At 69.5% G+C, this 20,932-nt stretch carries 12 protein-coding genes; 7 read left to right on the forward strand and 5 right to left on the reverse strand.

The annotated features are described in order from the left end of the window. Positions 1–66: 66 nt before the first annotated feature. Positions 67–825, forward strand: a complete 759-nt coding sequence (locus tag ACFP2T_RS18415; protein ID WP_377423280.1) for an META domain-containing protein — start codon at positions 67–69, stop codon at positions 823–825. A gap of 160 nt (positions 826–985) precedes the next feature. Here ACFP2T_RS18415 and ACFP2T_RS18420 read toward each other — a convergent pair whose 3' ends face one another. Beyond that, a complete protein-coding gene (locus ACFP2T_RS18420) occupies positions 986–4,447 on the reverse strand; it encodes a discoidin domain-containing protein (RefSeq protein WP_377423282.1) in 3,462 nt (1,153 codons plus the stop codon). A 305-nt stretch (positions 4,448–4,752) separates the two neighbouring features. On the opposite strand from ACFP2T_RS18420, the gene ACFP2T_RS18425 reads away from it, so the two are divergent. Together ACFP2T_RS18425 and ACFP2T_RS18430 are read left to right on the forward strand one after the other, a co-directional pair. Beyond that, a complete protein-coding gene (locus ACFP2T_RS18425; RefSeq protein WP_377423284.1) occupies positions 4,753–5,568 on the forward strand; it encodes a hypothetical protein in 816 nt (271 codons plus the stop codon). Between the two features lie 137 nt (positions 5,569–5,705). Then, positions 5,706–6,926 (forward strand): DUF2786 domain-containing protein, encoded by a 1,221-nt coding sequence (locus ACFP2T_RS18430; protein WP_377423286.1) that lies wholly within the window; start codon positions 5,706–5,708, stop codon positions 6,924–6,926. Positions 6,927–7,037: 111 nt separating this feature from the next. Here ACFP2T_RS18430 and ACFP2T_RS18435 read toward each other — a convergent pair whose 3' ends face one another. Then, positions 7,038–8,114 carry a glycoside hydrolase family 19 protein gene (locus tag ACFP2T_RS18435; protein WP_377423288.1) on the reverse strand — a complete coding sequence of 359 codons (1,077 nt, stop codon included), beginning with the start codon at positions 8,112–8,114 and terminating at the stop codon, positions 7,038–7,040. A 614-nt stretch (positions 8,115–8,728) separates the two neighbouring features. Here ACFP2T_RS18435 and ACFP2T_RS18440 point away from each other — a divergent pair. The 3 genes from ACFP2T_RS18440 to ACFP2T_RS18450 all read left to right on the forward strand — a co-directional run bounded on the left by ACFP2T_RS18440 (position 8,729) and on the right by ACFP2T_RS18450 (position 17,043). Further along, positions 8,729–11,575 carry an OmpL47-type beta-barrel domain-containing protein gene (locus ACFP2T_RS18440; protein WP_377423290.1) on the forward strand — a complete coding sequence of 949 codons (2,847 nt, stop codon included), beginning with the start codon at positions 8,729–8,731 and terminating at the stop codon, positions 11,573–11,575. Positions 11,576–11,647: 72 nt separating this feature from the next. Continuing rightward, positions 11,648–12,883: a multicopper oxidase domain-containing protein gene (locus ACFP2T_RS18445; RefSeq protein WP_377423292.1), complete on the forward strand. Its 1,236-nt coding sequence runs from the start codon at positions 11,648–11,650 to the stop codon at positions 12,881–12,883. 83 nt (positions 12,884–12,966) lie between these two features. Continuing rightward, complete coding sequence (locus ACFP2T_RS18450) at positions 12,967–17,043, forward strand: ThuA domain-containing protein (RefSeq protein WP_377423295.1); 4,077 nt, start codon at positions 12,967–12,969, stop codon at positions 17,041–17,043. A 45-nt stretch (positions 17,044–17,088) separates the two neighbouring features. Here the strand turns inward: ACFP2T_RS18450 and ACFP2T_RS18455 are convergent, their stop codons facing one another. The 3 genes from ACFP2T_RS18455 to ACFP2T_RS18465 are packed head-to-tail and all read right to left on the reverse strand — an operon-like array spanning position 17,089 to position 20,020. Beyond that, positions 17,089–17,769, reverse strand: a complete 681-nt coding sequence (locus ACFP2T_RS18455) for a response regulator (protein ID WP_377423298.1) — start codon at positions 17,767–17,769, stop codon at positions 17,089–17,091. Further along, entirely contained in the window at positions 17,742–18,860 is a 1,119-nt protein-coding gene (locus ACFP2T_RS18460) for a hypothetical protein (RefSeq protein ID WP_377423300.1), read from the reverse strand. The genes ACFP2T_RS18455 and ACFP2T_RS18460 overlap by 28 nt, the downstream gene beginning before the upstream one ends. Beyond that, a complete protein-coding gene (locus ACFP2T_RS18465; protein ID WP_377423303.1) occupies positions 18,848–20,020 on the reverse strand; it encodes a sensor histidine kinase in 1,173 nt (390 codons plus the stop codon). Before ACFP2T_RS18465 ends, ACFP2T_RS18460 begins: the two co-directional genes overlap by 13 nt. A 226-nt stretch (positions 20,021–20,246) precedes the next feature. Here ACFP2T_RS18465 and ACFP2T_RS18470 point away from each other — a divergent pair, with 226 nt between their 5' ends. Continuing rightward, on the forward strand, positions 20,247–20,915 hold the full coding sequence (locus tag ACFP2T_RS18470; RefSeq protein WP_377423305.1) for a hypothetical protein: 669 nt from the start codon (positions 20,247–20,249) through the stop codon (positions 20,913–20,915). The last annotated feature ends 17 nt before the right edge of the window (positions 20,916–20,932 follow it).

Raw genomic sequence — 20,932 nt, forward strand, 5'->3', positions numbered from 1 at the left:
CCGGGCGTCCGCTTCACAGCTGGATGTCGAGCGGCCCGGACGCGCGCCGTCAGGCATCATGGAGCAATGAATACATTGATGTACATCTCTGCAATAGGTGCCCTGGTGGCCAGCACCGCCGCAGGGGTCCCGGCCACCGTCGGCGAGGTCGAGGACCGGACCTTCCAGTCGGTGGCGGTGACCCAGGACGGCCAGCCCCGCCCGCTGCTACCCGGAACGGTGATCCAACTGCGGATCACCGACGGCGGCCTGCACGCCCGCGCCGGTGGAAACCTCATCGCCGGCCAGGTCACCGTCGAGAGCACCCACCTGGTCGTGACCGGTGTGCACACCATGCAGGCCCCGTACGGTACCGACCAGTACGCCCAGGACACCTGGCTGGCCGAGTTCATCGGCGCCGGACCGGCCTGGACGCAGCACGACGACGAGCTGCTGCTATGGGTCGACGGAACGGAGATCCGGCTGGCCGGTCTGCCGGAGGCGGACCGGCCACTGCTGGAGACGTACTGGCTCGTGGAGTCGACCTCGCGGCCGGGCAGCCCGCCGTCCCCGGCCCGGGTACCCGCGCATCTGGTGTTCCAGGACGACGAGGTGCAGGGCGCGCTCTCCTGCAACTGGCTCAGCGGCCGGGCCGTGGTGGCCGACACCACCATCACCGCCGACGGCCTGGGCACCACGAAACGCATGTGCCAGCAGGAGGACATCCTGCTGGAGATCGCGATCTTCGGTGTCCTACAGGGCGAGGTGGCCTTCGACCTCGACGCCGACCGGCTCGACCTGACCGGCCCGGACGGCCGGAGCCTGCATCTGCGCGCGCCCTTCTGACCCGGCCAGACGGGTCGCACGGCGCCGCCGGACGAGATCCACGAACCCAACCGGTCCACGAGCCGACCCGCCCGGGAGGGACCGGCCCGACCACGGCCGTCGCGCCGGATCACCGGGTGCACCGCCCGCCACGGACGGCGGGCGGTGCACCGGAAACCGACTAGCTGGTCGGCTCGACCCAGATGTTGCGGTAGAAGAGGTTGGGGCCGGGGTCACCGTGGTCCTGGAGACGGATCGGGCCCACCGAGGGCCCCTCCGGCGCTCCGGCGCCGGTCGGCCCGTTGATCTCGGCGTTGTCGTGCACGGTGACGCCGTTCCACACGACGGTGACGCGGGCGTTCTCCGTCTTGGCCCCGGCCGCGTTGAACCGGGCGGCACGGAACGTGACGTCGTACGTCTGCCAGGTCTGCGGTGCGGTCGCGGCGTTCACCCTCGGCGCCAGTTTCTCATAGATGGCGCCGCACTCGTTGGTGGCGGGGGTGGTGTCGCCGTACGAGTCGAGCACCTGCAACTCGTACCGGTCCTGGAGGTAGATGCCGCTGTTCGCCCGCGCCTGCCCGGTGACGTCCGCCGGCAGGTTCGGCAGCCAGAACTCGATGTGCAGCTTGAAGTCGCCGAAGCTCTGCCGGCTCCGGATGTCGCCGCCGAGCACCTCCACCCCACCGTTGCCCAGCGGCCAGGTCGGGTTGGCCCCGTTGGCCTGCTGGAAGTTGTTCATGTTGGTGCCGTCGAAGAGGGTGATCCGGCCGGGGTTCGCGCCGGGGCCGTACGCCTCGAACTCGTAGATCCGGGCCGCGTTGTCGGTGGTGCCGGTCGGGGCGCTGATGTTCAGTCGCGCGTACCTGGCCTGGGTGGCCGGGATGTCGTGGGTGGTGACGTTCGCCGTGTTGCCGGTGACGTTCGCGACCGTGGTCCAGGCCGTGCCGTTGGTGCTGACCTGGACGGTGAAGTCGCGGGTGTTCCAGGCGGTGTTCTCACCACCGGCGCCCGCGTGCCGGACCACGAACCGGTGCACGCTCTGGGTCGCGCCGAGGTCGACCTGCAACCACTTCGTGGCGCCGAGCGAGCACCACTTGTCGCCGTTGCCGCCGGTCACGCTGCCGTTGACCGCCTGCGCCGGTCCCTCGGTGCCGGAGCAGGAACTGTCCGCCGTCGCCGGCCGCCCCAGGGCGAGGTTGCCCGACGGTGGGGCGGCACCGCCGTAGACCTCGAACTCGTAGATCCGCGCCGCGTTGCTGCCGTCGTTGTTCGGCGTGGTGATGGCGAGGCGGACGTACCTGGCCTGGGTCGCCGCGAAGGTGTGCGTGGTGGTGTTGGCGGTGTTCGCGGTGACGTTCGCGACCGTGGTCCAGGCCGTGCCGTTGGTGCTGACCTGGACGGTGAAGTCGCGGGTGTTCCAGGCGGTGTTCTCACCACCGGCACCGGCGTGCTGGACGACGACCCGGTTCACGCTCTGGGCCGAGCCCAGATCGACCTGCAACCACCTGCTGGAGCCCGACGAACACCACTTGTCGAGGTTCCCCGAGGTGGTGGTCCCGTTCACGGCCTTCGCCGGACCCTCGGTCGCCGAGCAGGAACTGTCGGCCGTGGCCGGCCTGCCGAGGGCGAGGTTGACCGCCGGCACCTGGCCGGGGATGGCGTTGAGGGTGTACCAGACCTCGGTGCTCCACAGCGCCTGGCCGTCGCTCGCGCTGAACGGCTTGGGCGAGCGGACGTGGACGACCCGGCCGGCCTTGAGTCCGTTGACGACCAGGGTGACCTTCCTGCCGTCGGCCGACAGCGTCGCCGAGGACACCGACAGCGTCTCCTCGTCGATCTTCGGGCCGCCGTAGTCGGCGGTCGGGACGTAGCGCCACTGCTTGACCCGGTACTTCGAGGCGAGCGCGGTCGCGGTCGCCGACGAGAGCGGCTTGGTGTACTCGATCTCGAACCCGTTCGACCGGGCCCGCATCGCCAGCATGTCGAAGGTGCTGCCGCCGTTCGGGGCGATCTTCTGCAGGCCGTAGCTGAGCTTGCCCTCCTGGCCCCAGTTCCCGCCGCCGTGCAGGCCGCCGGTGTAGAGGGCGCCGTCCGGGCCGACGCTGACCTCGGACACGCCGGCCTCGAGCCCCTGCGTCATCCGGAACAGCGCGCCCTGGTACTCGCCGTTGACCTTCTCCAGGTACGCCCGCTGGAGGCCGCCGTACGTCACGTCGCCGATCGCCATCTGCCCGGCGAAGGGTCCCTCGGTCATCATCACCGGAGTGCTCGGCGAGTTGCCGATCTCGTTCTGCGGGAACCAGATGACCGGCTGGGTTACCGGGTTGTTGTCGAACGGCCCGGCCGGGTTGAGGTAGTGGTTGAAGAACCGGTCCTGCTTGATGTGCAGCAGCTTGGACGCCGGCTGGTAGCCGCCCTGGTTGTCGGTGACGAAGAGGCCGTTCTCCGGCCCCCAGCCGATGCCGTGCGGAGTACGCAGCCCGCCCGCGACGTACGACACCGCACCGGTCGTCCGGTTCACCTTGATGGTGGTGCCCCGGTTCCCCGCCGGCTGCGGGTTCGTGGTGGCGCCGCCGTAGTTGATCGACACCGAGAGGTTCAGGTAGAAGAACCCGTCGGCGTAGAGCAGCCCGAACCCGAACTCGTGGAAGTTCTGGCCGAAGGGCCAGGTGGCCACGGTTCGGTAGTTGTCGGTCACCCCGTCGCCGTTGGTGTCGTTCAGCTCGGTCAGCCGGTGCTTCTCCGACACGTACAACTTGCCGTCGACAACCTTGATGCCCATCGGCTCCTGGAGCCCGCTGGCCACCCGGGTCCGGGTCACCTGGGCCGGGCTGGTGTTGCCGGTGACGTTGCCGAGCAGCCAGACCTCGCCCGCGGTGGTCAGCGAACCACCCCAGGTGAGCACCGCGAGGCGCCCGTCCGGAAGCCAGTCGAAGCCGGTGACCTGCGGCTCGAAGCCGCTGGGCCGCAGGTTCGTCAGCGTGTAGCTGGGATGTACGGAGGTGAGCGGCAGCCCGTCACCGGGCGAGTCACCGCTGGCCTCGCACTCCTTGCGGCCGGGCGCGGTCACCCGGACGACCCCGGCGTCGGTGCTCAGCACCGAGTTGGGCACCGTCACGAACGACGTCGACCCGGGCGTACGCCACTGCAGCGTCAACTGCTGGCCGCCGTCGCGCTCGAAGTGTTCGATCCGCAGCGAGTGGTAGCCGGTGGCGAGGTCGACGGTGCCGTCCTTCGGGTCCGGTCCGTGCAGCCCGTCGTGGTCGACGACGACAGCGTCGTCGATCAGCAGTCGCGACCCGTCGTCGCTGAGCAACCGGAAGGTGTAGCTGCCGGCCTGGGCGATGTTGATGTTGCCGAGGACCTGGGCCAGGAAGTAGTTCTCGAAGCCGAAGTCGGCCGCGCTCGTCCAGTTGACCACCGGCATGAGCTTGTCGACGTTGGGTGTTTGTGCGGCCTTGAGGGTGCAGAGGTTGTTCAGCGGCACCTGCAGGTCGAATACCCGGAGGGTGACACCGGGCTCCTGTGGTGGCGGGGCGGCCGTGGCGCCGCCGGCCGGCAGGCACACGGCCGCGACGGCGGCGAGCACGGTGGCGACCGCGCCCAGGATCGGCGTGCGCGCTCGTCGGGATGGTAGGAACACGTTTCCTCCCAGGGGTGAGCGGGACGAGGCCGCACCGTCACGGGCACGGCAGACCGCTCGGCGGCGCACCGTGACAGCTGACGGGACGACGTCATCACGTCCTGTGGCTGACCGGGCACGCCGCTGCCTGGCGAGGCAAACCCTACGATCGTTACGTTTGGATGTCTAGATGTTTCGTCGAGACCACTCCAACTTTCATGGCGATCGACAAAAGTGCAAGATCTACCGGTTGAGGCCGGGCGGCTGTCCAGGTACGACCAGCCAGCCGACCGGGGCGGTGCGGCGCCGGCAGTAGGCTGCCCGGCGTGAAACGATCTTCCTGGTCCACGGTGGGGGTCACCCTCCTACTCATCCTGTCTGGCTGCTCGGCCATGCCGTCGGCACCAGGCACCGCCCCGACCCCTATCGAGGACACGTTCGGGCGGAAGGCCTGCGAGGCGAACGACGTGGCCCAGGATCGGATGCAGCCGGACGATGTGGAAGTGATGAGGGCGGTCGTAGCCGACGCCCGCCGATCCACCGACAAGGACATCGTCACCGGAGGCAAGCTCATCAACCTCCGGATCGACTACGTCGTGGCTGCCAGGCGCTATGACCGGGACCGGGTCCCGCGGGTCACTGTGGGTCTGGTCATCGAGTCGTGGGAGTTCCAGAACAGGTGCCACACCGCCGGCCTTCTGGCTGCGGCGCCGACGCCACCCCCGCCGGTGTGCACGACTTCCGCCCCGGGCGAACCGGTGAGTACCGACCGGGAAGATCCGGCCGTCGAGTACATGCTGGACGTGTCCCGGAGCCCTCTGCCGCCGGCCGGCAAGGAAGAGGATCACCAGATGGTGGTGGACAAGTGCGGCGGATGGCTCTACCGCGACCCGGCGAAAGCACCGGAACTGACCCGTGGCCATCTCACCGCAGCGCAACACCGCGAGTTGCTGGCGCTGTTCGCCGACCCGGATCGGCTCGCCGAACAGGGATGGGGGCCGTTGTCGCAGAATTGTTCCGATCCGATGATGTATGGGGTTTACACGCCGAACGGTACCGGCGCCAGGTGGTCATCCTGTGACTCCGAACCAAGGGTGCACGGGGCGATCTACCGACTGCTGGCCGAGGCGACACCGTTCTAGACATGATCCCACGTCGACGGGACGAACCGGCAGAAGCCGGACAGAGGTGCTGTCCGCTCCGCTTCGCGCGGTGTGAACCGCCACTGATCGCGCCCGCCAGGTGAACCGCCCGGCCCGGCGCCCGTAGCCTCGTACTGGTGACATCTGTGCGGGAACGGATCAGGGCGGTTCTCGCCGGAGCGGTGGATTACGAATCCGGGCTGGATGCGCTGACCGTCACACCGTCGGCCGAGGTCGACCCGGCGTTGGTCGCTGCGGTACACGAGGCGTGCGCGAGGCTGTGGAGGCGCGGGTGGCAGCCGGCCGAGCTGCGCCGGGTGGTCATCCGGCGGGGCCAGCCGCAACAGGCCGACCTGGTGACCGACGCGGTCGCCGCGCACCTACGGCAGTTTCCCCGGGCCACGGTCGACGAGCGGTGGCTGGCGCAGGCGGACACGCTGGGCGCGCAGGTCTGGTGGGCCAGCGACGCGACGTACCTCGACGAGGTCGCCACCCGCCGGAGGCTCGACCGGGTGGCCGTACTCGATCTGATGTTGAGTCTGCTCGCCCTCCTGGCCACGCTCCCGCCGATCGAGGTGCTCGTCCCGCCGCCGGGAACCGCCGCCGCGTCGGCCGACCGGACGGGCGCCGTCGGGTCGTCCCGGATCGACAAGCGGCTGCTGGACCGGGTACGTGCCCTGCTGGCCAAGGCGGAGTCGACCTCGTTCCCGGCCGAGGCGGAGGCGTACACCGCCAAGGCCCAGGAACTCGTCACCCGGCACAGCCTCGACGTGGCGCTACTGGTCGCGCGCGGCGGCGACCCGGCGAAGGTGGTGCCGTTCGCGCGCCGGATCGGCGTGGACCACGCATACGAAGGGGAGAAGGCCTCCCTGCTGGACGCCGTCGCCCGGGCCAACCGCTGCCACACGGTCTGGTCACCCGAGCTGGCGTTCAGCACCGTCTTCGGCTTCGACGCCGACATCGACGCGGTCGACCTGCTCTACACCTCCCTGCTGGTGCAGGCTCACCGGGCGATGGCCCGGGCCGAGCCGCCGGGCGGCAAGGCAGGTCGGGCCCGGCTGAAGACGTTCCGCCAGTCCTTCCTGGTCGCGTTCGCGGTACGGATCGGTGAACGACTCGCCGGCGCCGCCCAGGCCGCGGTGGAAGACGCCACCGGTTCCGGCGACGGGAACGTAACCGACCCGGCCGACCTGCTGCCGGTGCTCGCCTCCCGGGACGAGCAGGTCCGCGAGACCATGCAGCGGGTGTTCCCGCGTACGGTCCGGGTCCGGGGCAGCCGGGTGGACAGCCACGAGGGCTGGGAGTCCGGCCGGGAGGCCGCCGACCGCGCCTCGCTCCCCACCCGCGCCGCGCGGTAGTCGACGCGACCGCCTCGCGCCGGGGGCCGGGCCGCCCGCATGCCGGACCTCGTGACCCGTCGGCGCGACGGATCACGAGGCCCGATCGCGGATCAGCGGTAGCGCCGCGGATCAGCAGGAGAGATTGGCTCCGGCCGGCACGCCGAGAACGCCGACGAACTGCTGGTACCTGGCGACGCGGCTCTGCACCTGGGCGGGGTTCCCGCCGTTGCACTCGATCGAGCCGTTGATGCTGCGGATGGTCTCGCCGAACCCGGCACCGGTGACCATCGCGTTGTGGGCGGTCATGGTGCCCGGCCCGTTCTGGGTCATCCAGTACCAGATGGCGGTCTTCCAGGCCACCGCGGCGTCGTTCTGCACCAGCCAGGGGTTGGTCAGCAGGGGAAGCCCGAGAGCGTTCCCGGCCGCGTTGTAGTTGAAGTTCCAGCTCAGCTGGATCGGCCCGCGCCCGTAGTAGGCGGCCTGCCCAGCGGGGCAGCCGTAGGGCTGGCCAGGGTCGCAGTAGTGCGGGTAGTTCGCGGTGTTCTGCTCCACGATGTGGACGAGTCCGCCGGTTTCGTGGTGTGCGTTCGCCAGGAAGGCCGCCGCTTCCTGCCGCTGGACCGTGGCGCTGCCGGTCCTGGTGAACGCGGGGTAGGCGCTGAGGGCGGCGACGAGGCCGGAGTACGTGTAGAAGGAATTGCGGCCCGGGAACATCTGGTTGAACTGCGCCTCGCTGACCACGAAGCCGCCGGGGTTGGTGGGCGGATTGGTGGGCGGTTGGCTGCCGCAGGTGTACGGCTCCCAGTACCAGGTGCTGACGACGGGGTCGTAGCCGGGGTTGTCGTGCTCGGCGATGTAGTAGAGGCCGTTGGTGTACCGCACGATGCTCCCGGCGGCGTACCAGGTGCCGGCGGCCCAGTTCGGGTAGTTGCAACTTCCCGTCGGCGGCGGCGTGCTGCCGCCGTCGCACGCGCCGAGGTCCTGCCAGACGCCGGTGGTGCCCGGCGGAGCCTCGTTCTGGGTCCACCACTTCGCCTGGTAGTTGCGCCCGCTGCGGGAAACCTGGTCGCCTCCCCAGTAGACGGCCGAGGACTGCCACGGCGCCGCACAGGCAGCCGCCGATGCCGGGGTCGATGGGATGATCGCCACGAGTCCACTTGCGACAACCAGCGCCGCGAGCGCGACCAGGGTACGCAGTCTCGACATGTGGTCACTCCTTCCTGGGATGTATCGGGCCGATGGCTGGCCGCACATCGATGGGAATGACGGTAACATGTTCTGTTCGTAAACTTTACTAATGATTGAGAGCCACCACGTTGGAGGACGCTCTTGCGCTCGCCGTTCGACTCTTTTGTCACCGCAAACGAAAGTACGGATCGATTCACCGAAAGATCTAGACATATCAACGCCAAGGCCGTTAGTGTCGAACAACATCAACATGTTTCAACGAGGTAACCGGCGGCGCGGTTAACTCGTCGTCTGAGAGTCACGGCGTGATCGGGGCGGCCCACTCTCCAGGTTGGCGTGCCCGCAGACCACCCCGGCGCGGCCCCCCGCGCCATGCCCGCAACGACGTCGTCCCTCGCCAGCTCGGCGACGCGGTCGGCGCAACCCCCGTCGCGGGTCCGACCTCGTCCACCACCCACCGAATCGAAAGCCATCCATCAACACGCCAGCCTCGACAGGCCGGCAGCCGCAGCATCGGACCACCTAGGTGGATCAAGCCGATGTGCGGTCTACCGCCGTGTCGTCCGTCGATCCACGCGAAGCCCCCACGGGTCGTCGACGTCCCTGCAAGACTCGCGAAAGGTGTGTTCGACATGCCAGCTTCCCCTGTGCGATGCGGTCCGCCAAGGCGGACGCGGCTGCTCACCCGGCTTGCCACGGCCCGGCCCAGCCGACCGATGAGGATGCTCGCGGCAATGGCCATCCTGCTCGCCGGATCCGCGCTCGCCGCCGTTCCGGCCGGCGCCCGACCGGCAGACACCGGACCGGCCAACGGCCCCGCACCGGCCGGTCGACTGCAGGCCCAGGTGCTCACGTGGACGGCCGGCGACAGCACCCAGGCGTACGCCTCCGCACCCACCACCGCGGTCGCCGGGGCGGCCACCCTCGTCTTCGAGAACAGCGTCGCGACCGGCAACACCAGCGGCATGCAGCACACACTCACGTTCGACACGGGCAATCCCGAGTACAACCGCGACGTGGACGTGAACATTCTCGCCGACCCGTTCGACAGCAACCAGGGCCGGTGGACCGTCGACGTGGTGCTCACGGCCGGCACCTACCGCTACTTCTGCGCGATACCCGGGCACGGCATGATGACCGGGCTACTCGTCGTCAGCGGCGGCGGCGAGGACACCACCCCGCCGACGGTGACCGCCGCGGTCACCGGTGAGCGGAACGAGGACGGTGCCTACGTCGGCGCCGCCACGGTGACCCTGTCCGCCACCGACGGTGGATCGGGCGTCGGCCGGGTCGAGTACTCCCTCGACGGCGGGGCGTACGGCACCTACTCCGCACCGGTCACGGTGAGCGCCCCCGGGCAGCACACGGTGACGTACCGGGCCACCGACGTGGCCGGCAACACCTCCCCCGTACAGTCGGCCGCCTTCCAGGTGGTACCCCCAGCCGACCCCGACACCACCGCACCCACCGTGACCGCCGCAGTCACCGGCGAACAGAACGACGACGACGCCTACGTCGGCACGGCCACCGTGACCCTGACCGCCACCGACACCGAATCCGGCGTCGAACGGATCGAGTACTCCCTCGACGGCGGGTCCTACGCCACGTACACCGCACCGGTGATCGTGCACCAGCCGGGTCGACACACGGTCAGCTACCGGGCGACCGACAAGGCGGGCAACACCTCCGCCCCGCAGTCCGTCGCGTTCGAGGTGGCCGACACGTCGGCCCCGGACACCACGCCGCCGACCGTGACCGGCGGTGTCACCGGCGATCGCGACGACAACGGCGGCTACCTCGGGGCCGCCACGGTGACCGTCTCCGCCACCGACACCGAGTCGGGTGTCGAGAAGATCGAATACTCCGTCGACGGGCAGGCGTACGCGGCGTACACCGCTCCGGTGACCGTCAACACGCCCGGTCAGCACACCGTCGACTACCGGGCCACCGACCGGGCGGGCAACACCTCCGCCCCGCAGTCCGTCACGTTCCGGGTGGTCGAGCGGCCGGGTGACACCACCGCGCCGACCGCGACCGCCACCGTCGCCGGCAACCGGGACGGCAACGGCGCCTACGTCGGTGCGGCCACCGTGACCGTGACCGCCACCGACGCCGGGTCCGGTGTCGACCTCGTCGAGTACTCCCTCGACGGCCAGCCGTACGCGGCATACACCGCTCCGGTGACGGTCAACCAGCCCGGTCAGCACACCCTGTCGTACCGGGCCACCGACGTCGCCGGCAACACCTCCACTCCCGGGTCGGTCTCGTTCACCGTCGCCACCCCCAGCAACCCCGACACCACCGCCCCCACGGTGAACGCCGCGATCACCGGACAGCAGGACGGGAGCTGGGCGTACGTCGGCAGCGCCACCATCGTGCTCACCGCGACCGACGCCGGGTCCGGGGTCCACCGCGTCGAGTACGCGCTCGACGGGCGGGGCTACACCGTCTACTCCGGACCGCTCACGGTCAACACCCCCGGTGCACACACGGTCAGTTACCGGGCCACCGACCGCGCCGGCAACGTCTCGGGAACCGCGTCGACCACGTTCACGGTGGTGGCGAGCAAACCGCCGGCACCGTCCTGCATGGTGACCGACACCCGGCCGACGGTCTGGATCGGCACGTTGAACAGTGCCGTGCCCAACCGGGTCGTCGAGGGCCGTTGTTCGATCAACGACCTGATCTCCGACGAGCGGGCCTGGCCCGACAACAGCGAGTTCGTGGCCCACGTGCGGGAAGTCGCCGAACGCCTGCACCACCGGGGCCAGATCCTCCTGAAGGAGCAGAACGCCCTGATCCGGACGGCCCGCGAGTCCGGCGTCGGCAGGTCCGAGGAGCAGCAGGGCTACCAGCCGCTCCTGGACCGCTCGAACGCCTCGTTCAAGCTGTGGGAGCAGGTCGGTGCCGGCGGCTTCACCCGCAACGCCGACGGGTCGATCACCAGTCGGGCCGTCGACGGCCTCGGCATGCTGTGGTTCCCCGTCCGCAGCTACGGCGACTTCTCCCTGAAGCTCCAGTGGCGCGACGACGCCCCCGGTGACGGGCGCGCCAACAGCGGAGTCTTCGTCCGCTTCCCGCAGGTGCACCAGCACCCGCAGGAGTCCCGCCCCGAGTGGGTGGCCATCAAGTACGGCCACGAGTTGCAGATCTACGACCGGACCGACGGCGACCAGTACAAGAGCGGGTCCGTGTACGGATTCGACCGGATCGACCTCGACGGCGCAGCGGTCACCCCGAAGGGCACCTGGAACGACTACGAGATCCGCGTCGTGGGCCAGCACTACTCGGTCTTCCGCAACGGCAAGCTGATCAACGAGTACGTCAACGTTCCCGAAGCCGTCTTCACCCCGCCCCGCGCGGACGATCCCGGCGGCGCCGGACGCCAGCACGCGAGCGGCTATGTCGGCCTCCAGAACCACGGCACCGGCGACATCGTCAGCTTCCGCAACGTCAGGATCGCCCCGCTGACGCCGTGACGCCGGCACCGCGGGCCGTCTGATCTCCGCCCACCAGTGCCATCGGTGCTGGCCGAGCGATTGGATAGAACGTTGGACAAGGAAACGAACGACCTCGGCGAGGTCGTACTCTCGTCGCCCGCCGACCGGCCGGATCCCCGCCCGGCGACGCCGGTCCGGCTGCTCGGCACGAGCGCCGGCCGGGCGGTGCTGGTGGCGGCCGTCATGTTGGTGACGCTGGTCGGCGCGGGCGGACTCGCCCTCGCCGGCGGCACCACCGCCCGTCCGGCCGAGCGGGCGGTCGAGGCCGCTCCCGCGGCCCGGTCGGCGGAACGGCCGGCGGGCTGTGTCACGCCGGACCGCCGGCTGACCCTGTACGCGGTCGAGCTGCCCAAGGACCCGGTGACCAACCAGGTCCGGCTCGGCTACGGTCTCACCCCGCAGACGGCCTCCTATCCCGGGCCGACGATGGAGATGATCGAAGGAGAGTGTCTGGCGATCACCCTGCACAACCAGGTGCCGGCCGCGACCCTGGAGCAGTTGCGCACCGATCCCGCGCATCCGATCGGTGTCTCGCTGCACGTGCACGGGGTCAAGTACACCCAGATGTCCGACGGTACGGTGCACAGCGACTCCTTCGTGCCGCCGGGCGGGTCGCGTACGTACATCTGGTACGCCAAGCCGCGCACCGCGACCTCGCAGGGCACGGCCGGTTACTGGTGGTACCACGACCACGTGGTCGGCGGGCCGCACGGCACCCAGGGTCTCCGCTCCGGGCTGTTCGGCGGTCTCGTGGTACGCCGGCAGGGAGACCCGAGGCCCGACCGGACCTACGTGACGGCCTTCGGCGACCGGCAGACCATCAACCTGCGGCGCAGCGCGGAGGCGGACACCTGTGACCCGGTGAACCCGCAGCCCGGTCCGACCTGCCTGGTCGCCAAGCTCGGCGAGCGGGTCGAGTTCATCGTGATCGGCCTCGGGGACGACATGCACACGTTCCACGTGCACGGACATTCCTGGGCGGACACCCGGACCGGCATGGTCGAGGGCGCCAACAGGGCGCTCATCGACTCGATTCCGGTCATCGACAACAAGACCCTCGGTCCGGGTGACACCTTCGGCGTGCAGTTCGTCGCGGGCGACTCCGTGGGACCGGGGCACTGGATGCTGCACTGCCACATGCAGTTCCACTCCGACCTGGGCATGTCGACCACGTTGCACGTCCTCGACGAGAACGGGCAGATGCCACCGCACGCGGGTGGCCACACGCCGGCCCCGCCGGCACAGGGCGCCCCGGCACCGGCCGCGGCGCACGCGAACCACCGCTGACCCGGAACACCCCCATCCGAGATCGACCCTGACACCCTGCCACCGCCCGAAGGACTCTTCGTACCCCCTCTTGAGGAGGAGAAATGGCTCACCAACGCCATTTCCGGCTATCCCGATCGGTCGGGCGACACCGTCCCGACCCCGTTGACCTCTCGTCCCCCGCGCTCGACCCGGTCGCCCCGGCACGGCGTCGCGGTGCCGGACCGTTCCGCCGCGCGGTCGCCCTGGCCTCCGGTGCCGTGCTCACGCTCGGTCTGCTGAGCGCGCCGGTCGCCGCGGCCCCGGACCCGAGCGTCGGCGGGATCGCGCCGACCTGGGGCGGCCAGGCGGTGAACGTGCTGGTCTTCCACGGCCCGGCCGCGTCACAGGACGACCCGGTCGTCAGGGCCGTCAACACCATCCGGAAGCTGGGCAACGAGAACGGTTTCAACGTCCACGACTCCAGCGACCCGTCGGTCTTCAACCCCGACAACCTGGACCGCTACCGCAGCGTCGTCTTCCTCTCGGCGAACGGGGTGACGCTGAACGACGCCCAGGAGGCCGCGTTCCAGGCGTACGTCAAGGGGGGTGGCGGGTTCCTCGGCATCCACGACGCCGCCCGCGCGCAGCCCGGCTCCGAGTGGTTCACCGGTCTGATCGGCACCCGCCCGGCGGCGAGCCTGCCGAACGCGGAGAAGATCGAGAGCGTCACGGCCAGCGGCGGCAACCCGCCGAACGAGATCGCCGAGAACCTGATCGACGGGTCGACCGGGACCAAGTGGCTGACCCGTACGCCGACCGGCTGGGTCGTCGCCAAGCTCGCCGAGCCGAAGGCGATCGCACAGTACGCGCTGACGTCGGCGAACGACTTCACCGGCCGTGACCCGAAGGACTGGACCCTCCAGGGGTCGGCCGACGGCGAGTCCTGGACGGACCTGGACCGCCGGACCGGAGAGACCTTCTCGGGGCGGTTCCAGACCAAGCAGTACACCTTCGCCAACACCCAGGCTTACCAGCACTACCGGCTGAACATCACCGCGAACAGCGGTGAGCCGCTGATCCAGCTCGCCGAACTGTGGCTGATCGGCCCGGACGCCGGACCCGCGCCGGAGAGCAGGGTGCAGGAGGCCGTGGTAGACGTGGTCGACCGGCAGCACCCCGCGAACAAGGGCCTGCCGTTGAACTGGACCCGGTCCGACCAGTGGATGAACTGGGACCCGAGCCCGGTCGGCCGGGTGCACACGATCGCCCAGGTCAAGGAGAACACCTACGAGGCCGGGCTGGGTGGCAACGGTGCCTTCCACCCGATCTCCTGGTGCCGGGACTACGACGGCGGCCGGTCGTTCTACACCGGCATGGGGCGCACCGAGGCCAGCTACACCACCGACACGCAGTTCCGCAGCCACCTGCTCGGCGCGCTCCAGTGGACGACCGGCGTGGTGCGCGGCGACTGCCAGGCGACCATCGCGGCGAACTACAAGATCGAGCGGCTGACCGCCACCAACCAGTCCGGTCAGCTCGACCAGATCGGCGAGCCGCACGGCCTGACCATCGCGCCCGACGGCAAGGTCTTCTACATCGGCAAGGCCGCCTGCCCGAGCGGGCCGGTCGCCGACTGGGCCAACCCGAACGTGGGGCTGGGCTGCGGCACCATCCACCAGTGGGACCCGAAGACCAAGCAGGTCAAGCTGCTGACCACGCTCAAGGTGATGGGCAACCGGGGCAGCGGCAGCGAGCTGGTGAAGAACGAGGAGGGCCTGGTCGGCATCACCCTCGACCCGAAGTTCGCCGAGAACGGCTGGTTCTACGCCTACTGGATGCCGCACGAGTCGATCGACCGGGAGCGCCGGATCGGACAGCGTACGGTCTCCCGGTTCACGTACGACCACGCTCAGCAGTCGATCGACCAGGGCACCCGCAAGGACCTGCTGCACTGGGACACCCAGATCCACAGCTGCTGCCACGCCGGTGGCGGCATGACCTTCGACGAGTCCGGCAACCTCTACATCGGCAGCGGTGACAGCAACTCCTCCGGCGGGTCGAACGGCTACTCCGGAAACAACTGGACCCAGGAGTACGCGGGCACCTCGTTCCAGGACGCCCGCCGTACCTCCGGCAACACCAACGACCTGAACGGCAAGATCCTCCGCATCCACCCCGAGCCGGACGGCACCTACACGGTCCCCGACGACAACCTGTTCACCGGCCAGGAGCAGGGCGGCGGCAAGACCCGGCCGGAGATCTACGTGATGGGCGTGCGCAACATCGCCCGGATCGCGTGGGACCCGGTGAACGACTGGCTCACCGCCGCCTGGGTCGGCCCGGACGCCGGGGCACCGGACCCGAACCTCGGTCCGGCGAAGTACGAGACCGCGACGGTGATCACCTCGGCAGGCAACCACGGCTGGCCGTACTGCATGGGCAACCGGCAGCCGTACCGGGACCGCAGCAACACCGACGCCACCGTGCTGACCGGCTGGTACGACTGCGACAACCCGAAGAACGAGTCGCCGCGCAACACCGGTCTGGTCAACCTCCCGCCGGTGCGGGACAACATGATCTGGTACTCGCCGCAGGGTGGCGGGCCGGTCTTCCCGAAGCGCACCGACGGCAGCGGCCTGCCGACCTACAAGGCCGAGGACGCCACCTTCACCCAGCCGTACCTCAGCGGCGGCGGTCAGGCCATCATGGACGGGCCGACGTACCAGCGCTCGAAGGTCGACGTGAACAGCGGCGTCGCCTGGCCGGCGTACTGGGACAACAAGTGGTTCATCGGTGACCAGTCCAACGCCAACAACCGCGTCGCCGTCACCGTCGACCCGGCCACGGCCCGGGAGGCCGGGGCGCCGGCCTTCGCCGAGGACCTGCGCAGCATCATCCAGGGCGGCAACGGCGCCAACCAGCTCCAGTCCTGGATGGACGCGAAGTTCGGGCCCGACGGCGCGCTCTACATGCTCGACTACGCCAGCGGCTTCTTCAGCCTGCACGCGAACCAGAAGCTGATCCGCATCACGTACCAGGGTGGTCAGGCGACCCCGAACCCGAGCCTGGCCACGGCGCAGTCGGTCGCGCCGAGCCAGCCCCGGACCATCGGGTTCTCCGCCGCCAAGGTCGGCGGGGTGGCCTGGGAGTGGAACTTCGGCGACGGCAGCAAGGTGTCGACGGCGGCCCACCCGAGGCACACGTACAAGCGCTACGGGACCTTCCAGGCGACGCTGAAGGTGACCTACGCCGACGGCGAGGTGGTGACCGGGAAGATCGACGTGAACGCCGGCTGCGGTGCCGCCGACGCCCGGCCGACGGTCTGGATGCTGGACACCGACACCGGGGTGGCCAACCGACAGGTCGGCGGCGGCTGCACGATCAACGACCTGATCGACGACGAGACCACCTGGCCGAACCGGGCGTCGTTCGTCACCCACCTCGACGGCGTGCTCGCCGAGCTGACCGCGGCGCACGTCATCGACAACCGCGAGATGAGAGCGCTACGAAAGGCCGGGACGCAGTCCCCGATCGGTGCCACCAACGGCTACCAGCCGATCTTCGACGGATCGGCGAGGTCGCTCGCCGGCTGGCGCCAGGCACCCAGCGGGTCGTTCGCGCTGCGTCCCGACGGCTCGATCCGCAGCTCCGGTGGCCTTGGCATGCTGTGGTACGCGGACCAGCAGCTCGCCGACTACTCGATCAAGGTGCAGTTCCGCGACATCTCCCCGGAGAACGTCCGGGCCAACAGTGGGATCTTCGTCCGGTTCCCGGACCCGAGGACTCCGCTGGACCAGCGTCCGCCGGGCAGTTGCGGGACGGTGGGGTCGGCCCGCAGCTCCCAGGCCTGGGTCGCGATCTACTGCGGTCACGAGATCCAGATCTACGACGGTGAGACCGGTGAGCCGCAGAAGACCGGCTCGGTCTACAACTTCGCCCCGAACACTCTGGACAAGGCCGGGGTGACCCCGAAGAACCAGTGGAACGACTACGAGGTCCGCGTGATCGGCCAGCACTACACCATGATCCGTAACGGTGTGGTGATCGCCGAGTTCGACAACACTCCCGGCAAGCAGTCGTCCCGCCAGGGCGACCCGCCCACCGACCTGCGGCAGTTCCTGAGCGGCTTCGTCGGATTGCAGAACCACGGCACCAACGACCTGATCGAGTTCCGCAACGTCAGGGTGCGCCAGCTCTGAGCGACAGGTGCCGGGTACGGGCGCTGTGCCCGTACCCGGCACTTCCTACTGGGTATGCCTCCGGTCGATCTGCGTGCTCAACTCCGCGACGGTGACGATGCCGTCCTCCAGCGCCCGGACGGTCAGATCCTGCCGGGCACTAGTTGCCCGGCCCCGCTGCGCGTACTTTGCTCCGGCACGCTTGAGGTAGGTCTTCACCGACTCCATCTTGACTCCCATGATGTCGGCGATTTCCTCGCGAGATAATCCGTAGCTGCGGAGTTGCAGAGCCTCGCGCTCACGCTGCGACAGCCTGGGGCGTCCGACACGTTCGTCCGTCACGATGGCCGCGGCACTGAGGGGACCCATTGAGTACTGCTGGCCCGCGGCGGCGCGGACCGCATCGCGGCAGAACTGCGGGCCCTCCATCTTGGACAGCACCGCATGCACCCCGACGTCGAGAAGCGAACGGATCGTTGCCGGATCGGTGTGCTGGGTCAGGATGACGATCCGCCTTCCGGCGGCGACGAGATCTCCTACCTTCGCGGCGCTGACTCTGCCGTCTGCCAGCTCCAGGTCGAGCACGATGACGTCGGCGTCGCTGCCCGGTTGCAGGTAGACCGCGGCAAGGGTGTCGCCCGTGGCCGCCACCTCGATGTTTGAACCCGGCTCCGTCAACCAAGAAATGACGCCCGAACGCACTACCGGGTGGTCATCGATCACGAGTACCCGAATCCTCTTTTCCATGTCGCCTCCCACCAGCAACGGTCGGTCCCGCCGCCGTGCCTGACCGTCACGGCTTCCGGCACAGGGAATCGGTCGTCGGGCAGCGGGCCGTCCGCCGTACCGCCCAGTCTCAAATCCGACGTCGTCGCCAGCACGGTCACCCGCACGACGCCCCGGGCCCGTGCCGAGCCGAGGCGGGCGAGACCGACCAGCGCGGCCCGCACGGCATCGGGAACCTCGCCGACCTCGCCGGTTGTCTGCAGCTCGACCCGAAGCCCCGCCTGCCGGGCGTTGCCGGCGAACTCGTGGAGGTCCCGCAGCAGCGGATGCAGTACGTCGTTGCCTTCGAGGCACAGTCGGCGCAGCGTGGCGGCCTCCATAGCGCACATCTCGCGCACGTCGGGGCGGTCCGGCAGCAGCGTCCCGTCGGCCAGCCCGACGAGCAGGGCCTCGGTGGCCGGGCGCACGGCAAGGTAGCGCCGCACGCGGTCTTCCAGCGCCTCTTCGGCGCACCGCTGTTCGATCTCGCGCTCTGCGGCGACCCCTGCCTGCTCCATGGCGTCTTCCGCGTTCATCCGGACCAGGCGTGCCCCGGCGGCGACCGCGATCTGCAACGCGCAGATCGCGTACCCGGCGATGATGAACGACGGCACCTGGTCGAACGCCCGGTGCCAGAGCACCGCTGCCAGCGTGGCGGCCGGGCCGAGCAGGATGACCGTGACCGTGTGGCGCGGTTCCCGCACCATGACGAGGACCGTAATCCAGCCGACCGCGCCGAACGCCCAGTTGGCCATCGAGACGAGATGCCCGGGGGGACAGACGGCAACCACCGCCGCGCCGAGCACCAGGACGGCTGCAACGAGCGGTAGCGCGGCACGTGGCGGTGCACTGGACGCCACCAGCCGCCAACCCGTGTAGCAGATGATCGCGGTCAATGCCGACCACGCGAGTGCGGCCGTGGAGAAGGAACTGTAGAGGTGCCGGTTGCTGAGGAGCATCGGCAGGTCGTTGCAGACGTGCCATCCGGCCGCCAGGGCGAATACCCCGATCTCCAGCGCCTCACGATGCCGGTCGACGATGCGTACGGCCAACCGACCAGTCAGGCGGGCCATTGCAGTCTCACCTCCGTGCCTGCGCCGGCGACGCTACGGATCGTCGCATGACCCCCGGCGTCGGACATCCGGTCGCGGATGGAGTATCGAAGACCGAGACGGTCCTCGGCGGAATCGTTCACGTCGAACCCGATGCCCTCGTCGACGATGCTGACAGTGACGACATCCGGCGCCTGGGCCCTGACACCACTGGTGGTCCGAGAGACGGTGACCACCGCGCCCGCCGTTCGGGCGTGGTGCCGCGCGTTGATCAGCGCCTGACGGGTGCAGCGGATCAGCGCGTCCGCGACATCGTCCGGCAGGACCAGCGCGTCGGGCATGCTGAGTTCGACGGCGAACTGCGATGCGACCATGTCCTCGGCCGCGCTGCGCAAGGCGTCAACCACGTCGACCGGCGCCGGGTGGAGCCGCCCGGGAACGGCGCCGAGTTGGCGCAGCTCGGCCAGATCCTTCATGCACTGCGTTCGTAGCAGGCCAGTGTCGTTGCCGATTGAACCGCTGCCGACCATGGTCAGGGTTGCCAGAGCGGTGTCGTGGATCATCCGCTGAAACTCGCGTTCCGCCCGCAGACGTCGCCGTGCCGACTCGGTCCGCACCGCGCCGCGCGTCGCCCGGGCCATCGCCAGGTCGGCGCGGGACACCACCCGTCTGAGCAGCACCATCATCAGCGCCGTCAGGACGATCTGGAGCACCAGGGTGACCGCAAGGCCTCGCATCGAGGCCAGTCCGACCATGTGGGCGGCGACGGCGATATGGAGCAGCCCGAGTACCAGGGCAACGGGAATCGCCGTCGCCGCCGGCACACACAACTGCATTGCCACGATCGCCACCGTGGTCAGCGGGGTCACCCAGCCGACCCCCTCCGGCAGGCGGTCCGCCGCCACCAACCAGGGTTGGGCGACGCACAGAGATGCCACGATCGCGAGGTCGCCGAAGAGCAATGCCCGGCCGAGCCTGTTCCGCCACGCGAAAGCGCAATAGCCGACAGACCAGAGCACGACCACGATGACCGCGATGACGACGGCGTTCCGCCGCGCCGGTGGCCCGAGCGCGAGCATGGCACCGAGACCACACCACAGGGCGCTGGTCAGCCGCAGCGAGCCGCTGATGCGCGCGGTGACCTGTTCAAGGTTCCCTTGCGCCGACGTTGTCGCGTCCACCGCGCCAGCGTTCAGCAGTACCGGGCGGTAGCCAAGCCTCCGCCCCTGTCGGCTGGCCGACGGAACCGGCGTTGGCGGCGCCAATTGTCCCCCGTGCGGGTGGCAGCCAAGGTGCGACCCATTCACTACCGTCGGTTGCCGGGCTTGGGTGATTGGGTAGTAGGGAGACGGCAGCATGCTGGAACGTTACGGGTTTGGTCTCGCAATGGGATTACTCTGCGTCGCGATGATCGCCGGGTGCGGATCGCGAGGTGGTGCGGGTTCGGGTCCCGGGGACCTCGACGAACCCGCCTTCACCGCGCCGGCTCAGACGCCGTCGCCCTCGCCGACGACCGCAGCGGCCGCCGATACCACCGCAGTCGTCCGGGGCAGCGTGACCTTCGCGCTCGCCACCAAGGACGGCTACAAGGGCACGGTGATGCTCACCGCGTACAAGCCGGCGGCCTTCAGCGCTCACCATGACTTCGCGACGCTCGCCGAGTGCACCCCGTCTGCGAACCCCACCAGGACCGCGCTCGTCCGCGTTGACTTCATGTTCCGGGACCAGTCGCCACCGGAGTTTCCCTGGAAGCTCGGGTGGGGAGTCGATGCGTTCGGATCCGGCCGGGTGTTCGCCACCCGCCCCGGTCCACAAGAGCCGTTTGCCTGCTACCAGGCGGCGTCCTGGTCGGGCGCAGGAACGATGTCACTGCTGGTGGCGATGGAAGACTACTTCAGCCCGAAGTCCCCCAAGGGCAGCCCGGAGCGGCTCAAGGACACCGGCGCCGCGTTTCCCCTCCTCGGCGGAGTGTCAAGCGACGAGATCACGATCGCCTCCAGCACCGGCGACGTACGCGGCGGAGCATCCGCCTACTTCAGCCCTGCGCTCCAGATCGCGTTCAGGGCCAAGGGTTGAGGCTCGAAGGGAAGACT

The organism is Plantactinospora solaniradicis, from assembly GCF_042658085.1.
Lineage (GTDB): Bacteria > Actinomycetota > Actinomycetes > Mycobacteriales > Micromonosporaceae > Plantactinospora > Plantactinospora solaniradicis.

Coding starts and splice junctions, on each gene's coding strand:
- ACFP2T_RS18415 (WP_377423280.1), top strand. CDS start 67: ATGAATACATTGATGTACATCTCTGCAATAGGTGCCCTGGTGGCCAGC.
- ACFP2T_RS18470 (WP_377423305.1), top strand. CDS start 20,247: ATGATCGCCGGGTGCGGATCGCGAGGTGGTGCGGGTTCGGGTCCCGGG.
- ACFP2T_RS18440 (WP_377423290.1), top strand. CDS start 8,729: ATGCCAGCTTCCCCTGTGCGATGCGGTCCGCCAAGGCGGACGCGGCTG.
- ACFP2T_RS18460 (WP_377423300.1), bottom strand. CDS start 18,860: ATGGCCCGCCTGACTGGTCGGTTGGCCGTACGCATCGTCGACCGGCAT.
- ACFP2T_RS18435 (WP_377423288.1), bottom strand. CDS start 8,114: ATGTCGAGACTGCGTACCCTGGTCGCGCTCGCGGCGCTGGTTGTCGCA.
- ACFP2T_RS18455 (WP_377423298.1), bottom strand. CDS start 17,769: ATGGAAAAGAGGATTCGGGTACTCGTGATCGATGACCACCCGGTAGTG.
- ACFP2T_RS18450 (WP_377423295.1), top strand. CDS start 12,967: ATGGCTCACCAACGCCATTTCCGGCTATCCCGATCGGTCGGGCGACAC.